This window comes from Burkholderia sp. YHN3-13 (assembly GCF_055810675.1).
The window spans coordinates 188998-206926 of record NZ_JBVVNQ010000002.1 but is presented as its reverse complement, the minus strand read 5'-3'; the positions used below and the strand labels follow the sequence as shown (position 1 = coordinate 206926).

Sequence of the window (17929 nt, the reverse complement as noted above, 5' to 3'; positions counted from 1 at the left end):
TCGGCCAGCGATACATGGGAATGGAGACGCCAACATGATGCACCCCGATCTCGAAGTGGTCGACGTGCGACGCGACGAGTCGTTCAAGGTCTGGTCGCACGGCTATCCGTATCGCACGATCCGTTGGCATTTCCATCCCGAATTCGAGCTGCACCTGATCGTCGCGACGCACGGCAAGTATTTCGTCGGCGATCACGTCGGCTCGTTCGGCCCTGGCCATCTCGTGCTGCTCGGCCCGAACCTGCCGCACAACTGGGTCAGCGACATGGCCGAAGGCGAAACCGTCGAGCGCCGCAATCTCGTGATCCAGTTCGACCCGGCGTTCGTCCGGCGCTGCATGGACGCGTTTCCCGAATGCCGCGACGCGCAGGCGCTGCTCGACGATGCGCGCCGCGGAGTCGGTTTCGACGCCGCGACGAGTGCCGCGATCGCGCCGCTGTTCGACGCATTGCTGGCGGCGCGCGGCATGCGCCGCATCGCGCTGTTCATGACGATCCTCGAACGCCTGTGCGGCGCGGCCGAACGCACGCTGCTCGCGAGTCCCGCGTACGACCAGACCGACGTCACGCCGACGCGGTTGAGCCACGCGCTGTCGTATATCGGCAAGAACCTCGCGTCCGAGCTGCGCGAATCCGATCTCGCGCAGTTGACCGGGCAGAGCGTCAGCGCGTTCTCGCGCGCGTTCCATCGCCAGACGGGCCTGCCGTTCGTCCAGTACGTGAATCGTCTGCGGATCGAATCCGCGTGCCAGATGCTGCTCGCCGACGACGCGAACATCACCGACATCTGCTTCCAGGCCGGCTTCAACAACGTGTCGAACTTCAACCGCCAGTTCCGCGCGGTGAAGGGGATGGCGCCGTCCGAATTCCGTGCGCTGCAGCGCCTGAACGCACGCAGCCGCGACCTGGCGCTGCATGCGGCGCCGACCGGCAACCCGATGCCGCCGCGCGTGCTGACGCCCGGCGCGCCCGAACTCGCCCCGCAGCCCGGATGATCGCCGGGCCGTTGCCCGCCTGAGTTTCCCCTCCGTTTCACCCAGCCGATCGCGCCGTTCACGTCGCGAGGGGCGTATTCACCCACGAAAAAGCCGCACACAATTCTGGAGACACCGTCATGACGCACGCATCGCCCGCCTCATCCCCCCGTCGCGCCGCCCGCATGGCGGCCGTTGCCGCGCTCGCCGCCGCGGCCTGGCTGCCCGTCACGGCCGCGCAGGCCGCGCCGCTGCGGATCGGCATGACGTTCCAGGAGCTGAACAACCCGTATTTCGTGACGATGCAGAAGGCGCTGAACGACGCGGCCGCGTCGATCGGCGCGCAGGTCGTCGTCACCGATGCGCATCACGACGTCAGCAAGCAGGTGAGCGACGTCGAGGACATGCTGCAGAAGAAGATCGACATCCTGCTCGTGAACCCGACCGATTCGACCGGCATCCAGTCGGCGATCACGCAGGCGAAGAAGGCCGGCGCGGTGGTGGTGGCCGTCGACGCGAACGCGAACGGCCCGGTCGACTCGTTCGTCGGCTCGAAGAACTACGACGCCGGCGTGATGTCGTGCGAATACCTCGCGAAGGCGATCGGCGGCAGCGGCGAGGTCGCGATCCTCGACGGCATCCCGGTCGTGCCGATCCTCGAACGCGTGCGCGGCTGCAAGGCCGGGCTCGCGAAATTCCCGAACGTGAAGCTGGTCGACACGCAGAACGGCAAGCAGGAGCGCGCGACCGCGCTGTCGGTCACCGAAAACATGATCTCCGCGCATCCGAACCTGAAGGGCATCTTCAGCGTGAACGACGGCGGCTCGATGGGCGCGCTCGCGGCCATCGAAGGGTCGGGCAAGGACATCAAGCTGACGAGCGTCGACGGCGCGCCCGAGGCGATCGCCGCGATCCAGAAGCCGAACTCGAAGTTCATCGAGACGACCGCGCAGTTCCCGGCCGACCAGGTGCGCATCGCGCTCGGCATCGCGATGGCGCGCAAGTGGGGCGCGACGGTGCCGAAGGCGATCCCGGTCGACGTGAAGGTGGTCGATCGCGGCAACGCGAAGGGCTTCAGCTGGTGAACGACGTGCGACGCGACGCGAAGGGCGGCGGCACGGCCGAGGCCCTTCGCACGGAGAAGCCGATGGACACGATACTCAGGCTCAGCCACATCACGAAAAGCTTTCCGGGCGTGAAGGCGCTGTCCGACATTCATCTGGACATCGCGCGCGGCGAGATTCATGCGCTGCTCGGCGAGAACGGCGCGGGCAAGTCGACGCTGATGAAGATCCTGTGCGGCATTCATCAGCCGGATGCCGGCGCGATCGAGATCGACGGCACCGCGCGCCATTTCGCGGACTATCACGACGCGGTCGCGGCGGGCGTCGGCATCGTGTTCCAGGAATTCAGCCTGATTCCGCACCTCGATGCCGTCGACAACCTGTTCCTCGGCCGCGAGCTGCGCAACCGCTGGGGCGCGCGCGACCGCAAGCGGATGCGCCACGCGGCCGCCGCGATCTTCGCGCGCCTGGGCGTCGCGATCGATCTCGATGCGCCGATCCGCGCGCTGTCGGTCGCGCAGCAGCAGTTCGTCGAGATCGGCAAGGCGCTGTCGCTCGACGCGCGCATCCTGATCCTCGACGAGCCGACCGCCACGCTCACACCGGCCGAGGCCGGGCACCTGTTCGCGATCATGCGCGAGCTGAAGCGCCAGGGCGTTGCGATGATCTTCATCTCGCACCATCTCGACGAGATCTTCGCGGTGTGCGACCGCATCACGGTGCTGCGCGACGGCCAGTACGTGGCGACGACCGACGTCGCGCGCACCGACGTCGAGCAACTGGTGCGGATGATGGTCGGCCGCCGGATCGAGAGCAGCTTTCCGCCGAAGCCCAGGTTGCCGAGCGACGCGCCGGCCGTGCTCGAAGTCGACGCGCTGCAGATCGAGCGCGACGGCCCCGTGAACCGCTTCACGTTGCGAGCCGGCGAGATTCTCGGTTTCGCCGGGCTGGTCGGCTCGGGCCGCACCGAGACCGCGCTCGCGGTGATCGGCGCGACGCGTGCGCACCGCAAGGACGTGCGTGTACGCGGCACGGCGGCGAAGCTCGCCGATCCGGCCGATGCGTTGCGCGCCGGTATCGGCATCCTGCCGGAGAGCCGCAAGACGGAAGGGCTCGTCACGTCGTTCTCGATCCGCGACAACATCTCGCTGAACAATCTCGGCAAGTACCGGTCGATGCGCTGGCTGATCGACCGCGGCAGCGAGGCGCGCACGACGCACGACGTGATGCGGCGCGTCGGCGTGAAGGCGCCGTCGATCCACACGGAAGTCGCGACGCTGTCCGGCGGCAACCAGCAGAAGGTCGTGATCGCGCGCTGGCTGAACCATCACACGTCGGTGCTGATCTTCGACGAGCCGACGCGCGGCATCGACGTCGGCGCGAAAGCCGAAATCTACGGGCTGATGCGCGAACTCACCGCGCGCGGCTACGCCATCATCATGATCTCGTCCGAGCTGCCGGAAATCGTCGGCATGTGCGATCGCGTCGCCGTATTCCGGCAAGGACGCATCGAGGCGACGCTCGCCGGCGACGAGATCGATCCCGACACGGTCATGACCTATGCCACGGCCGGCACGCGAGGAGCGACCCATGAACCTGCCTGATTCTTCTTCCACGCCTTCCACGACGCTCGCGGCGACGGCCGGCGACGCGCCGCCGCCACGCGCGCCGTGGACGCAGCTGCGGCGCTCGACGCTGTTCTATCCGCTCGTCGGCCTGATCGTCGTATGCATCGCGATGATGATCGCGAGCCCGAGCTTCCTGTCCGCCGCGAACCTCGAGAACGTGCTGCGCCAGGTGTCGATCAACGCGATCATCGCGGTCGGCATGACCTGCGTGATCCTGACCGGCGGGATCGACCTGTCGGTCGGCTCGGTGATGGCGCTGTCGGGCACGCTCGCGGCCGGGTTGATGGTCGCGGGCGTCAATGCGGTCGCCGCGCTCGCGATCGGCATCGCGGTCGGCCTCGGCTTCGGCTTCCTGAACGGCGTGTTCGTCGCGTTCGCGGGGATGCCGCCGATCATCGTCACGCTCGCCACGATGGGCATCGCGCGCGGCCTCGCGCTGATCTATACGGGCGGCTATCCGATCGACGGCTTGCCCGACTGGGTCGCGTTCTTCGGCAGCGGCAAGGTGCTCGGCATCCAGGCGCCCGTGCTGATCATGCTGGTGGTGTACGCGATCGCGTGGCTGCTGCTCGACCGCATGCCGTTCGGCCGCTACGTGTATGCGATCGGCGGCAACGAGCAGGCGACGCGACTCACCGGCGTGCGCGTCGCGCGCGTGAAGCTGATCGTCTACACGCTGGCCGGCGTCACGTCGGCGCTGGCCGCGATCGTGCTGACGGGCCGGCTGATGAGCGGGCAGCCGAACGCGGGCGTCGGCTTCGAGCTCGACGCGATCGCGGCCGTCGTGATGGGCGGCACGTCGATCTCCGGCGGGCGCGGCGCGATCCTCGGCACGCTGGTCGGCGCGCTGCTGCTCGGCGTGCTCAACAACGGGCTGAACATGATCGGCGTGAACCCGTATGTGCAGAACGTGATCAAGGGCGGAATCATCCTGCTCGCGATCTACATCAGCCGCGAACGGTCGCGGTAACGATCGATTCATCGGTCTTCCGAATCATCAACGAAAGAGACAACTCATGACGACACCCGAAGCCCAGCCGCGGATGACCGCGGTCGTCTGCCACGGCCCCGAGGATTACCGCGTCGAGCAGGTCGCGAAGCCGCGCCCCGGCGCGAACGAGCTCGTGATCCGCATCGCCGCGTGCGGGATCTGCGCGAGCGACTGCAAGTGCTATACCGGCGCGAAGATGTTCTGGGGCGGCCCGAGCCCGTGGGTGAAGGCGCCCGTGATTCCCGGCCATGAATTCTTCGGTTACGTCGAAGCGCTCGGCGAAGGCGCGGCCGAGCATTTCGGCGTGGCGCCGGGCGATCGCGTGATCGCCGAGCAGATCGTGCCGTGCGGCAAGTGCCGCTATTGCAAGTCGGGCCAGTACTGGATGTGCGAAGTGCACAACATCTTCGGCTTCCAGCGCGAGGTCGCCGACGGCGGGATGGCCGACTACATGCGCATCCCGCCGACCGCGATCGTCCACAAGATCCCGCTCGGCGTATCGCTCGAGGATGCGGCGATCATCGAGCCGCTGTCGTGCGCGATCCACACGGTGAACCGCGGCGACGTCCAGCTCGACGACGTCGTCGTGATTGCCGGCGCGGGCCCGCTGGGGCTGATGATGACGCAGGTCGCGCACCTGAAGACGCCGAAGCAGCTCGTCGTGATCGACCTGATCGACGAACGGCTCGAACTCGCGCGGCAGTACGGCGCCGACGTGACGATCAACCCGACGCGCGACGATGCGCGCGAGATCGTCCGCGCGCTGACCGACGGCTACGGCTGCGACGTGTACATCGAGACGACCGGTGCGCCGGTCGGCGTGAACCAGGGGCTCGACCTGATCCGCAAGCTGGGCCGCTTCGTCGAATTCAGCGTGTTCGGCGAGGATGCGACGGTCGACTGGTCGATCATCGGCGACCGCAAGGAGCTCGACGTCCGCGGCGCGCACCTGGGGCCATACTGCTATCCGGTCGCGATCGACCTGCTCGCGCGCGGGCTCGTCACGTCGAAAGGCATCGTCACGCACGATTTCGCGCTCGAGGACTGGGACGACGCGATCCGCGTCGCGAAATCGCCCGAATCGATCAAGGTGCTGCTGAAGCCGGCCCGCTGATGCGGCCGGCGTGCGCGTTACCGGAGACATCATGGAATACGTGATTGGCGTCGACATCGGCACGCAGAGCACCAAGGCGCTGCTGGTCGACCGGCATGGCGCGATCGTCGCGCGGCACGCGGCCGGCTACCAGCCCGATACGCCGCGCCCGCTGTGGGCCGAGCAGTGGCCGCAGGTCTGGTTCGACGCGGTGCTCGAGTGCATCGCGGGCTGCGTGCGCGACGCGCGTGCGCAGGGCGTGCCGGCCGCTGCGATCCGCGCGGTGTGCGTGAGCAGCCTGTACGGCGGCTCGGGCATTCCGGTCGACATCGACATGCGGCCGCTGCATCCGTGCCTGATCTGGATGGACCGGCGCGCGACCGCGGAAGTCGACTGGGTCAACGAACACGTGAACGTCGAGCGGCTGCGCGTGATCACGGGCAATGGCGTCGACAGCTACTACGGCTTCACGAAGATGCTGTGGCTGCGCGGCCAGCGGCCGGACGTGTGGGCGAACGTGCGCTATTTCCTGCCGCCGAACGCGTACGTGATCTACCTGCTGACCGGCGAAGTGGCGGTCGATCACAGTTCGGCCGGCAACATCGGCGGCGTGTACGACGTCGCGCGCCGCGAGTGGTCCGACGACGCGCTCGACATGCTCGGCATTCCGGCGACGATGATGCCCGAGCGGCTCGTCGATTCGACGGAGATCGTCGGCGGGCTGCTGTCGCAGTGGACGGAGCAGCTCGGCCTGCCGGCCGGCACGCCTGTCGTCGCGGGCGGTGTCGACGCGGCCGTCGCGACCTTCGCGGCCGGCGCGACGCGCGCCGGGCAGCATGTCGCGATGATCGGCACCAGCATGTGCTGGGGCTACGTGAGCCGGCATGTCGATGCGCGGCACGGGCTCGTCAGCATGCCGCACGTGTTCGACGGGCAGCGCGACCTGTACGTGTTCGGCGGCGCGATCACGGCCGGCGCGTCGGTTGCGTGGTTCCGCGACCAGTTCTGCCAGGCGGAAATCGATGCGGCGCGCCTGCTGCCGCACGGCGATCCGCACGTGCTGCTCGAGGCGGCGGCCGAACGCGTGCCGGCCGGCGCCGACGGCGTGCTGTTCCTGCCGTACCTGATGGGCGAGCGCAGCCCGGTGTGGGATGCGAAGGCCAGCGGCGCATTCGTCGGGCTGAGTCTCGCGCATACGCGCGCGCACCTGTATCGCGCGGTGCTCGAAGGCGTCGCGTTCGCGTTGCGCCACAACATCGAGGCCGGCCGGCGCGGCGCGGTCGCGCTGGACGACCGGTTAATCGTCGTCGGCGGCGCCGCGCATTCGGCGCTGTGGATGCAGATCATCGCCGACGTGACGGGTTTTCCGGTGTGGACGATCGAGCAGGACGTCGAAGCCGCGATGGGCGCCGCGCTGCTCGCGGGGGTCGGGGCGGGGCTCGTGTCGCACGACGAGGCGCAAGGGGGCTGGGTCACGCTCGTCGAGCGTGCGCGGCCCGACGCCGGCCGCGCCGCGACGTACGACGCGCGTTTCTCGCTCTACACGGCGCTGTATCCGGCACTCAAGCCGATCATGCACAGGCTGGGCACATCATGAACACACGATTCGATTTCAGCGGTGCGCGGGTGCTCGTCACGGGGGCATCGAGCGGGATCGGGCGCGCGTGCGCGGTCGCGCTGGCGCAGGCCGGTGCGCAGGTCGTCGCGGCGGCGCGCGACATGGCCGCGCTCGAGGCGCTGGCCGGCGAGACCGCGTGCGAGACATTGCGCATCGACGTCGGCGGCGACGAGCGTGCGATCGACGCGGCGCTCGCCGCGCACGATGCGTTCGACGGCCTCGTCAATTGCGCGGGGATCGCGTCGCTCGAACCGGCGCTCGAGGTCGGCGCCGAACAGTTCGATCGCGTGATGGCCGTCAATGCGCGCGGTGCGGCGCTCGTCGCGCGCGCCGTCGCGCGGAAGATGATCGAACGCGACGCGCGCGGCGCGGCCCGTGCACGGGGCAGCATCGTAAACGTGTCGAGCCAGGCCGCGCTGGTCGGCCTGCCCGCGCATTTGAGCTACTGCGCGTCGAAGGCGGCGATGGACGCGATCACGCGCGTGCTGTGCATCGAACTCGGGCCGCACGGCATTCGTGTGAACAGCGTGAACCCGACCGTCACGCTCACGCCGATGGCGCAGTTCGCGTGGAGCGAGCCGGAGAAGCGCGCGCCGATGCTGGCCGCGATTCCGCTCGGGCGCTTTGCGGAACCCGACGAAGTCGTCGAGCCGATCCTGTTTTTGCTGAGCGACGCGGCGTCGATGATCAGCGGCGTGTCGCTGCCGGTCGACGGCGGGTATACGGCGCGCTAGGCCGCGTCACGCGGCGATCGCGCATGACGGAAACACGGCCATGAAGGCGCGCGGCAGCCGATGCGCGGCTAAACCGGGTCCTTGCTCGGCGGTCCGTCCGGTTGTTGCGGGTTGTCGTGATGACCGGGCGGCGACGACAGCGGGTCGTCTTCCGGATCGCGGTTCGGGTCGGCCGGTGGCTCGGGCGTCGGGGTCGTGTGGTCGGTCATGGAGAACTCGCGCAGTGCGTGACGGCGGCGCGGCGGGTGCGCCTCGTCTCCGTTATAGCCAATCGGGCGCACGTTTGCAGCGGGATTGTTGCCGCCGGTCGGCGAGCGTCGGGGAAGTTCGCGCGTGGGCGGTTTGCGTGCGGGATCGTGCCGGGCGCGGGCTCCCGCGCGATCGCGGTCAGCGTAAATCCGCAGGCGTATCGACGTCGCGCAGGATGCCGGGATCGTCGACCTCGAGCAGTTTCACCGGCGCACTGGCGAACAGCGCGCGGGCGCCCGTGTCGCCGTCGAGGGCGGCGAGCGCATCGAAATGGTGCGCGGCGAAACCGACCGGATGGCCGCGTACGCCGCGATAGGCGGGCGCCACGATCGAGGCGTCGTCGGCTTCGAGCGCGCGTGTGACCGTTTCGTAGGTGGCCGCGGCGATCCACGGCATGTCGGCGAGCGCGACGAGCCAGCCGCTTGCGTCGGGCGCCGTGCGGACGCCGGCCGCGAGGCTGGCGCCCATGCCGCGCAACGCGTCGGGCGCATAGACGACATGACAGCCGGCTTCGTTCAGCAGAATCGCGAGTTTCTCGGCGCCGGGACGGACGACCGCGATCACGTCGGCCGTGGCCACCGCGAGACGGCGGGCGGCGGCGACCGCCACCGGCGTACCGTCGGGAAGCACCGCGAGCAGCTTGCTGTGCAGGCCGCTCGGGTCGAAGCGTTGACCAAGGCCGCCCGCGAGCAGGACGCCGGTGGCAAGTGATGCATAGGACATCGGCGCGGGGGGAGTGAGGCAGGTGCTGCGATTGTGCGGGAGCGGGCGGGGATCGGCAAGTGAGGATGTTACCGAGGCGCGCCCGTCAGGCCGGCAAGACTGTCATCGCGATGTCTCGTCGAGCATGCTTTCCTCGACAGGACCGTAAATGGCGTGCGATTCGTTCTTGATGAGGGCCCAATAGCGATCGCCGAACGACCAGTGCCACCATTCGGACGGGTAATTCGTGAAGCCGGCGCTGGCCAGCGCGGCGCTCAATATCTGGCGGTTGCGTGCGGCCGGGCGGCTGATGAACGCGTTGTGCGTGTAGCACGCACCGGACGATTCCTGGTCGGTGGCGTTCATGATGCTGCCCATGTCGGCTTCGACGCCGTCTGCCGAAATCAGCGTGAGGTCGACGGCGGCACCGGTCGGGTGAGCGGCGACCTCGGGCGGCGCGACATAGTGGCTCGCGAGTTCGACCAGCACGTCATCGGCCGGCAGCGGATTCAGCGTCGCGCGCAGCGCCGCGAGGTGGCTGGCGAAGTATTCGCGCTGAAGGGCGAGCGGGCGATAGCCTTCCTTCACATACAGGCGCAGGCCGGCCGGGAGCGCGTGCGCGGCGGCGGTCAGCCTTTGCGCGACACCGCGGCGAACCTTCAGGAAATGCGGACTCGTGTTCGCCACGACGCTGCGCGAGTGGTCGACGGCGATGCGTTCATCGAAGGAAGCGAGATCGACGAACCCTTCGTGCGACTCCATCAGGGGGATCGACCGGACGGCGGGATCGGAGAGCGATATCACGGTAGCGGGCAAGTGGCGCGACGACGGGGGCAGGCCACGAACCGATGGGGTGAGGCGGCCGTGGTCGTTCTGGTCAGACGAATCGTCAATATGCCAGAGTCCGGCCGGGGACGCGCGACGATTGGGCCCGCAGGCGGGCGATGCTTACCAGAGTGTCTTCACGTGCGCGTACGCGCGGATTTTTTCGTCTCGGGTGACGAGCTGCGCGCCGAGCCGCCGTGCGGTTGCAACGATCATGCGGTCGGCCGGATCCTTGTGGAACGTGCGGGGCAGGTCGGTGGATTTCGCGGCGATGTCGGCGTCGACGGGCACGAACCGCATGCCGTCGATCTGCGCGACGGTGGCGAGCCACGCGTCGACATCCATCGTCAGGGCGAGGCGATCGTTGCGCACCAGCATGGCGATCTCCCAAGCGGAGATCGCCGACGCGGCGAGCCCGCCTTCGCTGCGTGCGCGATCGATCGCGCTGCGCGCTTTCTTGCTGAGCGATGCGTCGCCCGCCGCCCACCACACCAATGCATGCGTATCCAGCACGATCACCGCGACGCCTCCCAATCATCTTCCGCAATCGGATCGAGAGGATTGTCGTAGCGCATGACCGAGCCGCGCAATATGTCCAACGGCTGAGCCTCGCGTGCGTGATACGGCCGGATTTCGAGCGTCGGCTTGCCGTGATCGGTGACGATCAGGCTTTCGCCAGACGACTCGACGAGCCGGAAGTATTCGAGTGCGCGAGCCTTGAATTCGGATTTCGATACGGGAGCGAGAGGCATCACGATATGAGCATGGTCATTTGACGATGGTCATTTTAGGCCCGCATTTCGACCCGACGCAAGCGCCGGGCGTCACGCGTGCGCAACGCGTGGCGCCGGAAAGGGCGGCGTTACCGGTTCGCGCTACGCATCGGCCCACTTCCTCAACAGGTTGTGATAAATCCCCGTCAACGCAATGACCATCGGATCCTTCGCGCCTTTTTCCGCGGACAGCGCCTGAATCTGCGTATCGAGCTGGAACAGCAGCGTGCGGTCGCCGTCGTCGCGCACCATGCTCTGGATCCAGAAGAACGACGCGACGCGCTCGCCGCGCGTCACCGGCGTCACGTGATGCAGGCTCGACGCGGGATACAGCACGAGATCGCCCGCCGGCAGCTTCGCGCGATGCACGCCGTACGTATCCTCGACGCACAGCTCGCCGCCGTCGTACGCGTCGGGTTCCGCGAGAAACAGCGTCGCCGACAGATCGCTGCGCACGCGGAAATCGGTGCCGCGCAGCAGCCGGATCGCGTTGTCGACGTGCGTGTCGAACGTCTCGCCGCCGGCATAGCGATTGAACAGCGGCGGGAATACCTTCAACGGCAGCGCCGCCGAAAAGAACAGCGGATGGCGCGCGAGCGCATCCTGGATCGCGTCGCCGACGGCACGCGCGACGGGCGAGCCTTCCGGCAACTGCCGGTTGCGTTTCGCGAGCGCCGACTGCGCGCCGGACGTCGCGTTGCCGTCGACCCATTCGGCGGCATCGAGCAGGTCGCGGCATTGCGCGACCTGCGCCTGGGTCAGTACACCGGGGACATGAAGCATCATGATGCGGATTCCATGGGGTGCGGCGCCAGTTGCATGGCTGCCGAGCGAAAGGCGTCGATCGGCGACGACGCGAGATACGCGCGCATCTTCGCGACGAACGCGGGCGTCGCGGTGGCCGGCACGCGCGCGAGCCAGTCGAGCGCTTCGTCGATGTGCCCGCGCTCGGCGAGCAGCCGCGCATAGTTGAACTGGCCGCGGAAGTCGCCGGCTTCGGCCGCGCGGCGATAGTGGTCGAACGCGGCGCCGGTGTCGACCGGTACGACCCAGCCATCCTCGTAGAAGCCGCCGATCAGGTTGATCGACTTCGCATGGCCGAGCGCGGCCGCACGGCAGAACCAGTCGAGCGCGTCGGGGCGGTTCTCGTCGACGCCGTTGCCGAGCGCGAGCGCCGTCGCGTAGTTGTACATGCCCCAGTCGAGCCCCGCCTGCGCGGCGAGCCGGTACCAGTACACGGCGACCGGCGCGCAGGCGGCCGTGCCCCAGCCGAACTCGTAGCAGCGGCCGAGCATGTTCATCGCCATCGGATGGCCGGCTCGGGCCGCATGCCGGAACCAGTCGAACGCGGCCGCCGGATCGCGCGCGACGCCGTGCCCGTCGAGCAGGTACTGCCCGTAGACAGCCTGCGCATCGACGATGCCGTGGCCGGCGGCCGCCGCGACCCACGCGGCGGCGCGCTCGGGCGGCCCGGCCAGGATGTCGGCGAACTCGCGCGGCGATACCGACGCGAGCGCCTTCAGCGACACGGCCTCCATCGATCAGTAGCGCGCGTTCAGCGTGACGAACGCCGAGCGGCCCGGCGCGATCGACGCATAGTGCGCCGGATACGCCTGATCGAAGTACGTGCGGTTGAACAGGTTGTTCACGTTCAGCTGCAGATCCAGCTTCTTGTTGATCCGGTACTGCGCCATCGCGTCGAAGCGCCAGTACGACGGCACGGCGCGCAGGTTCGCGGGATCGCCGAACACTTCCGACATGTAGAACGCGCCGCCGCCGACCGTGAACTTCGGCGTCACGTCGTAGTTCGACCACATCGTGAGGCTGTGTTTCGGCGTGTTCGGGAAGCGGTTGCCGTTGTTCGCGCGGTCCTTGCCGTTGTCGCGCAGCTCGCTCTTCATGTAGGTGTAACCGCCGAACACCTGCCACTGCTTCGTGATCTGGCCGGCGAGGCCGAGTTCGAGGCCTTGCACGCGCTTGTTGCCGACCATCGCGTACTGGTTGTTCGGCAGCGTCACGCGCGCGTTCGTCGTGTCGATCTGGAACAGTGCGGCCGTCAGCGACAGCTTGTCGTTCAGCACGTTCCACTTCGTGCCGAGCTCGATGCTGCGGTTCTTTTCCGGCGACAGCTGATCGGCGTTCGCACCGACGCCGCCGCGGCCCGGCGTGAGCGACTGCGTTTCGCTGCCTTCGCCGAGCATCATGCCGGCCGGCGTCGACGACGTCGCATACGACGCATAGATGCTGCCGTTCCGTGCGGGCTTGAACACGAGGCCGGCTTGCCAGTTGAACAGCGTGTCGTCGCGGGTGGTGGTCTTGCCGCCGTTGGCCTTGGTGTCGGTGAAGCGGGTCGAGTAGTCGTCGACACGCACGCCGGCGTTCACCTGCCAGCGCGGCGTGATCTCGATCGTGTCGAAACCGTAGATCGACTTCGTCGTGGTGCGCGCATGCGCGTAGTCGTTGTTGCGCGTGATCGAACCGGCCCACGGGTCGTTCGGGTTCGGCGACCACAGGCTCGTGCAGTTGTAGCCCGACGCGGCGCCGATGCCTTTCTGGCAGATCTTGCCGGTGTCGGTCGCGACCGTGTACGAATCGCGCTTGCCCCATTCGCGCGACAGCTCGATGCCGGTACTGAAGCTGTGCTTGAACGGGCCCGTGCGGAATTCGCCGAACAGTTCGGTCTGGTTCGCGAGGCTGTTGATCGAGCTGTTGCGGTTGTTGTTGCGGCGCCAGACCTTGCCGTTCACCACGTTGCCCTGACTGTCGTCCGGCTGCGTCCAGATGTAGTCCTGCGTCGATTCCGTGTAGCGCGTGGTGTTGCGGATCGTCAGCGACGACGTGATGTCGTGCTCGATCCTGATCGTGCTGATGTCCGACGTGGTCTTGCGGAAGTCGCGGTCGATCAGGCCGTAGAAGTTGTGGCGGTCGACGGGCGCCGGATAGATCGTGTCGACGTTCGCGGGCTTGTTCGACGTCGTGTAGAAGTACGGGATGCCGCCGTCGGGCATGTCGTCCGTCGACAGGTGGTAGTAGCTCGCGGTCACGCGCGTCGGCGTGCCGAGGCCGAACGCGATCGACGGCGCGACGCCCCAGCGCTCGTTGTTGACGGCATCGCGGCCGGCGACGTCGTTGTTGTGGCTCATCAGGTTCAGGCGGAACGCGGCGTGATCGGCGAACTGCCAGTTGCCGTCGGCCGTGAAGCGGCGGTAGCGGTCGGTGCCGAGGCCCGCGCTCGCGGCGGCCGTCGTGCCGAGGTGCGGGGCCTTCGTGATCAGGTTGATGCTGCCGCCTGCGCCGCCGCGGCCGCCGTAGGCGCCGTCGGAACCCTTGGTGATCTCGACGCGCTCGGTGTTGAAGATCTCGCGCGTGGTCGCGCCCGTGTCGCGCATGCCGTCGACGAACAGGCTGCCCTGCGTGTCGTAGCCGCGGATGAACGGACGGTCGCCGAGCGGGTTGCCGCCTTCGCCGGCGCCGAACGTGATGCCGGGTACGGTGCGCAGCGCTTCGGTCAGCGTCGACGCGCCGCTGCTGCGGATCAGTTCCTGCGGGATCACGGTGACGGATTTCGGCGTGTCGACGAGCGGCGCGGTGAATTTCGCGGAAGCGGAAAAGTCGGCCTTGTAGCTGGGCTCGGTCTTGCCCTGGATCTCGATCGGCGCGAGATGGCCTTCGGTGCTGGCGGGGGCCGCGGGCGGCGTGCCGTCGGCGAATGCCGGGCTCGCGGCGAGCACGCCGCAGAGGGTGGTGAATGTACCGAGCTTCAGCTCGTCGGGACGGGACTTCATGATGCGCTTCGACCTCGCGAGGTGGCCCCGGAGACGGTGTGGTGCAGGAATGTGCATGCCGCCGGGAATTATTACGATTTGTTTTCAGGCGGCATTCTATGTAATTTCATGTTGAATGAGAAGCGTTCTTGTTTGTATTTGTGACGGAATCGTCAACGAATGTGTCGGAGGGCTGCGGGCCGGCGATGCGCGGAGAGATGGCCGATCGGCCGAGTATGGCGCGGGTATCGGGCGGACTAGAGTGGTTGCGACTCGACTCGGTCCGTGTGACTGCAAGATGATAAAATGACTGCATTGAAAGCAATCTTGGTGGAACGCGTCATGCCAGTGCTCACCGTTCGAAATTTGCCCGACGAAGTGCATCGCGCACTTCGGATTCGTGCTGCCCGGCATGGTCGCAGTACCGAAGCCGAGGTGCGCGACATCCTCGAACAAGCCGTTCTGCCCGAGGGGCGGCTCAAGCTGGGAACATTGCTGGCGGAATTCGGGCGGGAGGCAGGCGATGGCGATTTCGGCATCCAGCGCGACAAGGCGCCAGCCGCTCCGATGAGCTTCGAATGATCCTGGTCGACACGAACGTCATTTCGGAGCCGTTGCGGCGCGAGCCGAGCGCGGCAGTCGTCGAGTGGCTCGATGCGCAGCACGTCGAGACGCTGTTCCTGTCGGCGGTCAGTCTTGCGGAATTGCGGTTCGGCGTCGCCGCGTTGCCGGAGGGGCGCAGGCGGGACTGGCTGCATCAAGGCATCGAGCAGCGCGTCGTCCCGCTGTTTCGAGGTCGGATCCTGCCGTTCGACGATGCGGCGAGCAAAGCGTATGCGAGCCTTTGCGCGCGGGCTCGTGCCGCAGGCAACGCGGTCGCCGTCGCCGACGGTTACATTGCCGCCACGGCCGAGGCGAACGGGCTGATCGTGGCCGCGCGCGACGTCGCGCCGTTCAAGGCGCTCGGGCTTCGCGTCATCGACCCTTGGGCGCGATAGTTCGCGATTTTCTGCCTCTTTCCTTGCGCCGAAATTGAAAACGCGCCGTGCAAGACGGCGCGTTCCGCGTCAGGCCAATCCGGTGCGCTCCCGCAGCGATGGCGGGTGGGCGCGACATGTCCGGTGCGATGTCAGTCCACCCCGTGAAACACCGCGTCTTCCGGCCCGAGGTAGGCAGGCGGGCGCCACGTCGCGTCGCGCATCGAATGCTGAACGAGATTCTCGACGCCGAGCAGCACCGCGAAGATCGCCATCCGCACCGGAATGCCGTTGTCGGTCTGCCGGAAGATGGCTAGACGCGGGTCGCGGTTCAGGTCGACCGACAGGTCGTTCGCGCCGGGCCGGCTGTCGCGCGGCAGCGGGTGCATGATCAGTGTGTCGGGCTTGCACGCCGAATCGACGAGCGCCTGGTTGATCTGGAAATCCGGTGTGTAGCCTTCGAACGATTCGTCGGTGAAGCGCTCCTTCTGGATCCGCGTCGCGTACACGACGTCCGCACCGCGCAATCCGGCCGCGAGGTCGGTCGTCTGCTCGATCACATGGCCGTTCGTCGCGATCTGGTCGACGATGTACGCCGGCATCTCGAGCGTCGGCGGCGACACGAGCGTGAACTTCAGCCCGCGGTACAACGCGAGCAGCTTGACGAGCGAGTGCACGGTACGGCCGTACTTCAGGTCGCCGACCAACGCGATGTGCGCGCCGTCGACGATCTTGCCGAGCCGCGAGAACTCGCGCTGGATCGTATAGAGATCGAGCAGCGCCTGGCTCGGATGTTCGCCGGGGCCGTCGCCGCCGTTGATCACGGGCAGGTTGGTGGCACGCGCGAACTCGGCCACCGAGCCTTTCTCCGGATGGCGGATCACGAGCGCGTCGACGTAGCCGGCCATCACGCGGCTCGTGTCGTAGATCGATTCGCCCTTGGCCATCGACGAGAACGTGAAGCCCGTCGTGTCGCATACCGAGCCGCCGAGCCGGCAGAAGGCCGCGCCGAACGATACGCGGGTGCGCGTGCTGGCCTCGAAGAACAGGTTGCCGAGCACCGCGCCTTCCAGCACGCGCGAGATCTTGTGGCGGCGCGCGATCGGCTGCATCACGTCGGCCACGCGGAACAGCGCCTCGACCGAGTCCCGCGAGAACTGGTCGACCGAGATCAGCTGCGGCTTGCCTTCGAACAGGAACTGCTTCGAGAGTCCTTGTTTGTCTACGCTTTGCGTATAGTCCCCGCCATCCGGTGCCGAGCGCTCGACGATTTCCGACACGAAGCGCTCGACGATCTCGGGCATCCCGCGCGATTCCTGCGAGTCGTCGGGCAGCAGCCACGTATCGAGCGCGCGCCGGCTGACGCCGATACGATTGGCGAACGCTTCGCGGGTCATGTTGAGGCGGCGCATCGCGTCGCGGAGGAAGGCTTGCTGGGGAACGGTCATCGGCGGCTCCTGACGGAAAATATACGCGGTGCGTATATTAGTTCGTGGCGCAATGAAGTCAAGGAAAATCTGCGCGACCGGCTGTGTGGCGCGGGTAACACGCGGCGGGTTGGTGCTGGCGCGCCGCTTCCGTCTCCGTATAATCAGGTCAGGCCCCGTGTCCGGCATCCTGTCGTGCGCCGGGCCACACACGATTCGCCCGGTCGGGCTTGTTGATTCGAAGGAGAATGAGAATGACGCGTACGATTGCTGCAATGCTGCTGGTGGTGACCGCCGCGCTCGCCGGATGCAATACGGTCGCCGGCGTGGGCCAGGACATTTCGAAGGGTGGTCAGGCGATCAGCGATACGGCCGAAAAGGCCAAGTAAGGCGACCGGTTCCGGAATGCAGAAGGCGCCGGGCCGTCCCGCGATTGCGGGGCGGCCCGGCGCCTTTTTTGTGTCTGGCGTCGGCGCGGGTGCGGCGTCAGGCGTGTTCGACGAACGCGTAGCGGCCTTCGACCTTGCGCGACGTGAACCAGCCGTAGTCGGGGAACATCCGGTTGCGCACGTACCACACATAGCCCACCAGCAGAGCCGTGATCAAGAGGCTGGGCAGCGCGGTCGACGGGTCGCGTCCGAGCTCGGCGACGGTCTTCGGCAACTGCAGCAGCGACAGCAGGATGAACGCGTGATAGGCGCCGACGCGATTCGTCGCAAAACCCCAGATGAACAGCAGCGACAGCGGCACGGTCAACGCGAGGAACACGAGCACGAGGACATTGCCGGCGCCGCTTGCGAAGAAGTAATACGCGAGCATGAGGCTGATCGCCAGCTGGGCGATACCGAGCGCGACCAGGATCCGGATGTGCACCTTGTTCTTGCGGCAGCGCTCGGGGTCGGGGCGCGACGCGATCAGGTGCGCGAGCACGCGATCCTTGAGCCCCTGTCCTGACAGTTCGGCCAGTGCGTCGGCCTTCCTCGTTCCCGCGGAGAGCAGCACCGCGATTCTTGTTTTGGCTTCCTTCCTGTTCATTGCTGGGCGGATTGTCGTTCGGTGGTTGTCAAAGGTTCCGGCCACGCGAATATTGCATCTTGCGAGGTGGCGCGCA

Annotated in this window: 20 protein-coding genes; 10 read left to right on the top strand and 10 right to left on the bottom strand. The window is 67.4% G+C overall.

The window, feature by feature from the left end:
• The first annotated feature begins 34 nt into the window (after positions 1 to 34).
• The 7 genes from AC0KUR_RS05880 (at position 35) to AC0KUR_RS05850 (ending at position 8101) form a co-directional block, all read left to right on the top strand.
• A complete protein-coding gene (locus AC0KUR_RS05880; protein WP_473375533.1) occupies positions 35 to 994 on the top strand; it encodes an AraC family transcriptional regulator in 960 nt (319 codons plus the stop codon).
• A gap of 119 nt (positions 995 to 1113) precedes the next feature.
• Positions 1114 to 2058 (top strand): substrate-binding domain-containing protein, encoded by a 945-nt coding sequence (locus AC0KUR_RS05875; RefSeq protein WP_124607711.1) that lies wholly within the window; start codon positions 1114 to 1116, stop codon positions 2056 to 2058.
• A 62-nt stretch (positions 2059 to 2120) separates the two neighbouring features.
• Positions 2121 to 3641 (top strand): sugar ABC transporter ATP-binding protein, encoded by a 1521-nt coding sequence (locus tag AC0KUR_RS05870; RefSeq protein WP_124607712.1) that lies wholly within the window; start codon positions 2121 to 2123, stop codon positions 3639 to 3641.
• Entirely contained in the window at positions 3628 to 4635 is a 1008-nt protein-coding gene (locus tag AC0KUR_RS05865; RefSeq protein ID WP_034189427.1) for an ABC transporter permease, read from the top strand. The genes AC0KUR_RS05870 and AC0KUR_RS05865 overlap by 14 nt, the downstream gene beginning before the upstream one ends.
• Before the next feature lie 46 nt (positions 4636 to 4681).
• The gene (locus AC0KUR_RS05860) at positions 4682 to 5770 is read left to right on the top strand and encodes an alcohol dehydrogenase catalytic domain-containing protein (protein ID WP_069706865.1); all 1089 of its coding nucleotides are present in this window, start codon (positions 4682 to 4684) and stop codon (positions 5768 to 5770) included.
• A gap of 31 nt (positions 5771 to 5801) precedes the next feature.
• Positions 5802 to 7346, top strand: coding sequence for an FGGY-family carbohydrate kinase (locus AC0KUR_RS05855; protein ID WP_473375532.1), 1545 nt, complete (start codon positions 5802 to 5804; stop codon positions 7344 to 7346).
• Entirely contained in the window at positions 7343 to 8101 is a 759-nt protein-coding gene (locus tag AC0KUR_RS05850) for an SDR family oxidoreductase (RefSeq protein ID WP_059556776.1), read from the top strand. Before AC0KUR_RS05855 ends, AC0KUR_RS05850 begins: the two co-directional genes overlap by 4 nt.
• 68 nt (positions 8102 to 8169) lie before the next feature.
• On the opposite strand, the gene AC0KUR_RS05845 is transcribed toward AC0KUR_RS05850, so the two are convergent.
• From AC0KUR_RS05845 to AC0KUR_RS05810, 8 genes are all read right to left on the bottom strand, one after another.
• Positions 8170 to 8310 carry a hypothetical protein gene (locus AC0KUR_RS05845; protein WP_021158153.1) on the bottom strand — a complete coding sequence of 47 codons (141 nt, stop codon included), beginning with the start codon at positions 8308 to 8310 and terminating at the stop codon, positions 8170 to 8172.
• Positions 8311 to 8488: 178 nt separating this feature from the next.
• Positions 8489 to 9073: a nucleotidyltransferase family protein gene (locus AC0KUR_RS05840; RefSeq protein ID WP_175028407.1), complete on the bottom strand. Its 585-nt coding sequence runs from the start codon at positions 9071 to 9073 to the stop codon at positions 8489 to 8491.
• A 102-nt stretch (positions 9074 to 9175) separates the two neighbouring features.
• A complete protein-coding gene (locus tag AC0KUR_RS05835) occupies positions 9176 to 9814 on the bottom strand; it encodes a M15 family metallopeptidase (protein WP_226194099.1) in 639 nt (212 codons plus the stop codon).
• A 186-nt stretch (positions 9815 to 10000) separates the two neighbouring features.
• Positions 10001 to 10396 (bottom strand): type II toxin-antitoxin system VapC family toxin, encoded by a 396-nt coding sequence (locus AC0KUR_RS05830; RefSeq protein ID WP_473375531.1) that lies wholly within the window; start codon positions 10394 to 10396, stop codon positions 10001 to 10003.
• Positions 10393 to 10632, bottom strand: a complete 240-nt coding sequence (locus tag AC0KUR_RS05825) for a type II toxin-antitoxin system Phd/YefM family antitoxin (RefSeq protein ID WP_082744637.1) — start codon at positions 10630 to 10632, stop codon at positions 10393 to 10395. The genes AC0KUR_RS05830 and AC0KUR_RS05825 overlap by 4 nt, the downstream gene beginning before the upstream one ends.
• A 120-nt stretch (positions 10633 to 10752) precedes the next feature.
• Positions 10753 to 11436 carry a Fe2+-dependent dioxygenase gene (locus AC0KUR_RS05820; protein ID WP_034189433.1) on the bottom strand — a complete coding sequence of 228 codons (684 nt, stop codon included), beginning with the start codon at positions 11434 to 11436 and terminating at the stop codon, positions 10753 to 10755.
• Complete coding sequence (locus tag AC0KUR_RS05815) at positions 11433 to 12188, bottom strand: tetratricopeptide repeat protein (RefSeq protein WP_473375530.1); 756 nt, start codon at positions 12186 to 12188, stop codon at positions 11433 to 11435. Before AC0KUR_RS05815 ends, AC0KUR_RS05820 begins: the two co-directional genes overlap by 4 nt.
• Positions 12189 to 12191: 3 nt before the next feature.
• Complete coding sequence (locus tag AC0KUR_RS05810) at positions 12192 to 14435, bottom strand: TonB-dependent receptor (RefSeq protein ID WP_034189435.1); 2244 nt, start codon at positions 14433 to 14435, stop codon at positions 12192 to 12194.
• Positions 14436 to 14756: 321 nt separating this feature from the next.
• Here AC0KUR_RS05810 and AC0KUR_RS05805 point away from each other — a divergent pair, with 321 nt between their 5' ends.
• Positions 14757 to 14996 (top strand): FitA-like ribbon-helix-helix domain-containing protein, encoded by a 240-nt coding sequence (locus tag AC0KUR_RS05805; RefSeq protein ID WP_124670299.1) that lies wholly within the window; start codon positions 14757 to 14759, stop codon positions 14994 to 14996.
• Positions 14993 to 15412 carry a type II toxin-antitoxin system VapC family toxin gene (locus AC0KUR_RS05800; protein WP_059556772.1) on the top strand — a complete coding sequence of 140 codons (420 nt, stop codon included), beginning with the start codon at positions 14993 to 14995 and terminating at the stop codon, positions 15410 to 15412. Before AC0KUR_RS05805 ends, AC0KUR_RS05800 begins: the two co-directional genes overlap by 4 nt.
• A gap of 131 nt (positions 15413 to 15543) precedes the next feature.
• Here the strand turns inward: AC0KUR_RS05800 and AC0KUR_RS05795 are convergent, their stop codons facing one another.
• The gene (locus AC0KUR_RS05795; protein ID WP_034189438.1) at positions 15544 to 16839 is read right to left on the bottom strand and encodes an aspartate carbamoyltransferase; all 1296 of its coding nucleotides are present in this window, start codon (positions 16837 to 16839) and stop codon (positions 15544 to 15546) included.
• 233 nt (positions 16840 to 17072) lie between these two features.
• Between AC0KUR_RS05795 and AC0KUR_RS05790 the strand changes: the two genes are divergently transcribed.
• Positions 17073 to 17207, top strand: coding sequence for an entericidin A/B family lipoprotein (locus AC0KUR_RS05790; RefSeq protein ID WP_021158165.1), 135 nt, complete (start codon positions 17073 to 17075; stop codon positions 17205 to 17207).
• A 97-nt stretch (positions 17208 to 17304) separates the two neighbouring features.
• On the opposite strand, the gene AC0KUR_RS05785 is transcribed toward AC0KUR_RS05790, so the two are convergent.
• A complete protein-coding gene (locus AC0KUR_RS05785; protein ID WP_473375529.1) occupies positions 17305 to 17853 on the bottom strand; it encodes a permease in 549 nt (182 codons plus the stop codon).
• Positions 17854 to 17929 lie beyond the last annotated feature (76 nt).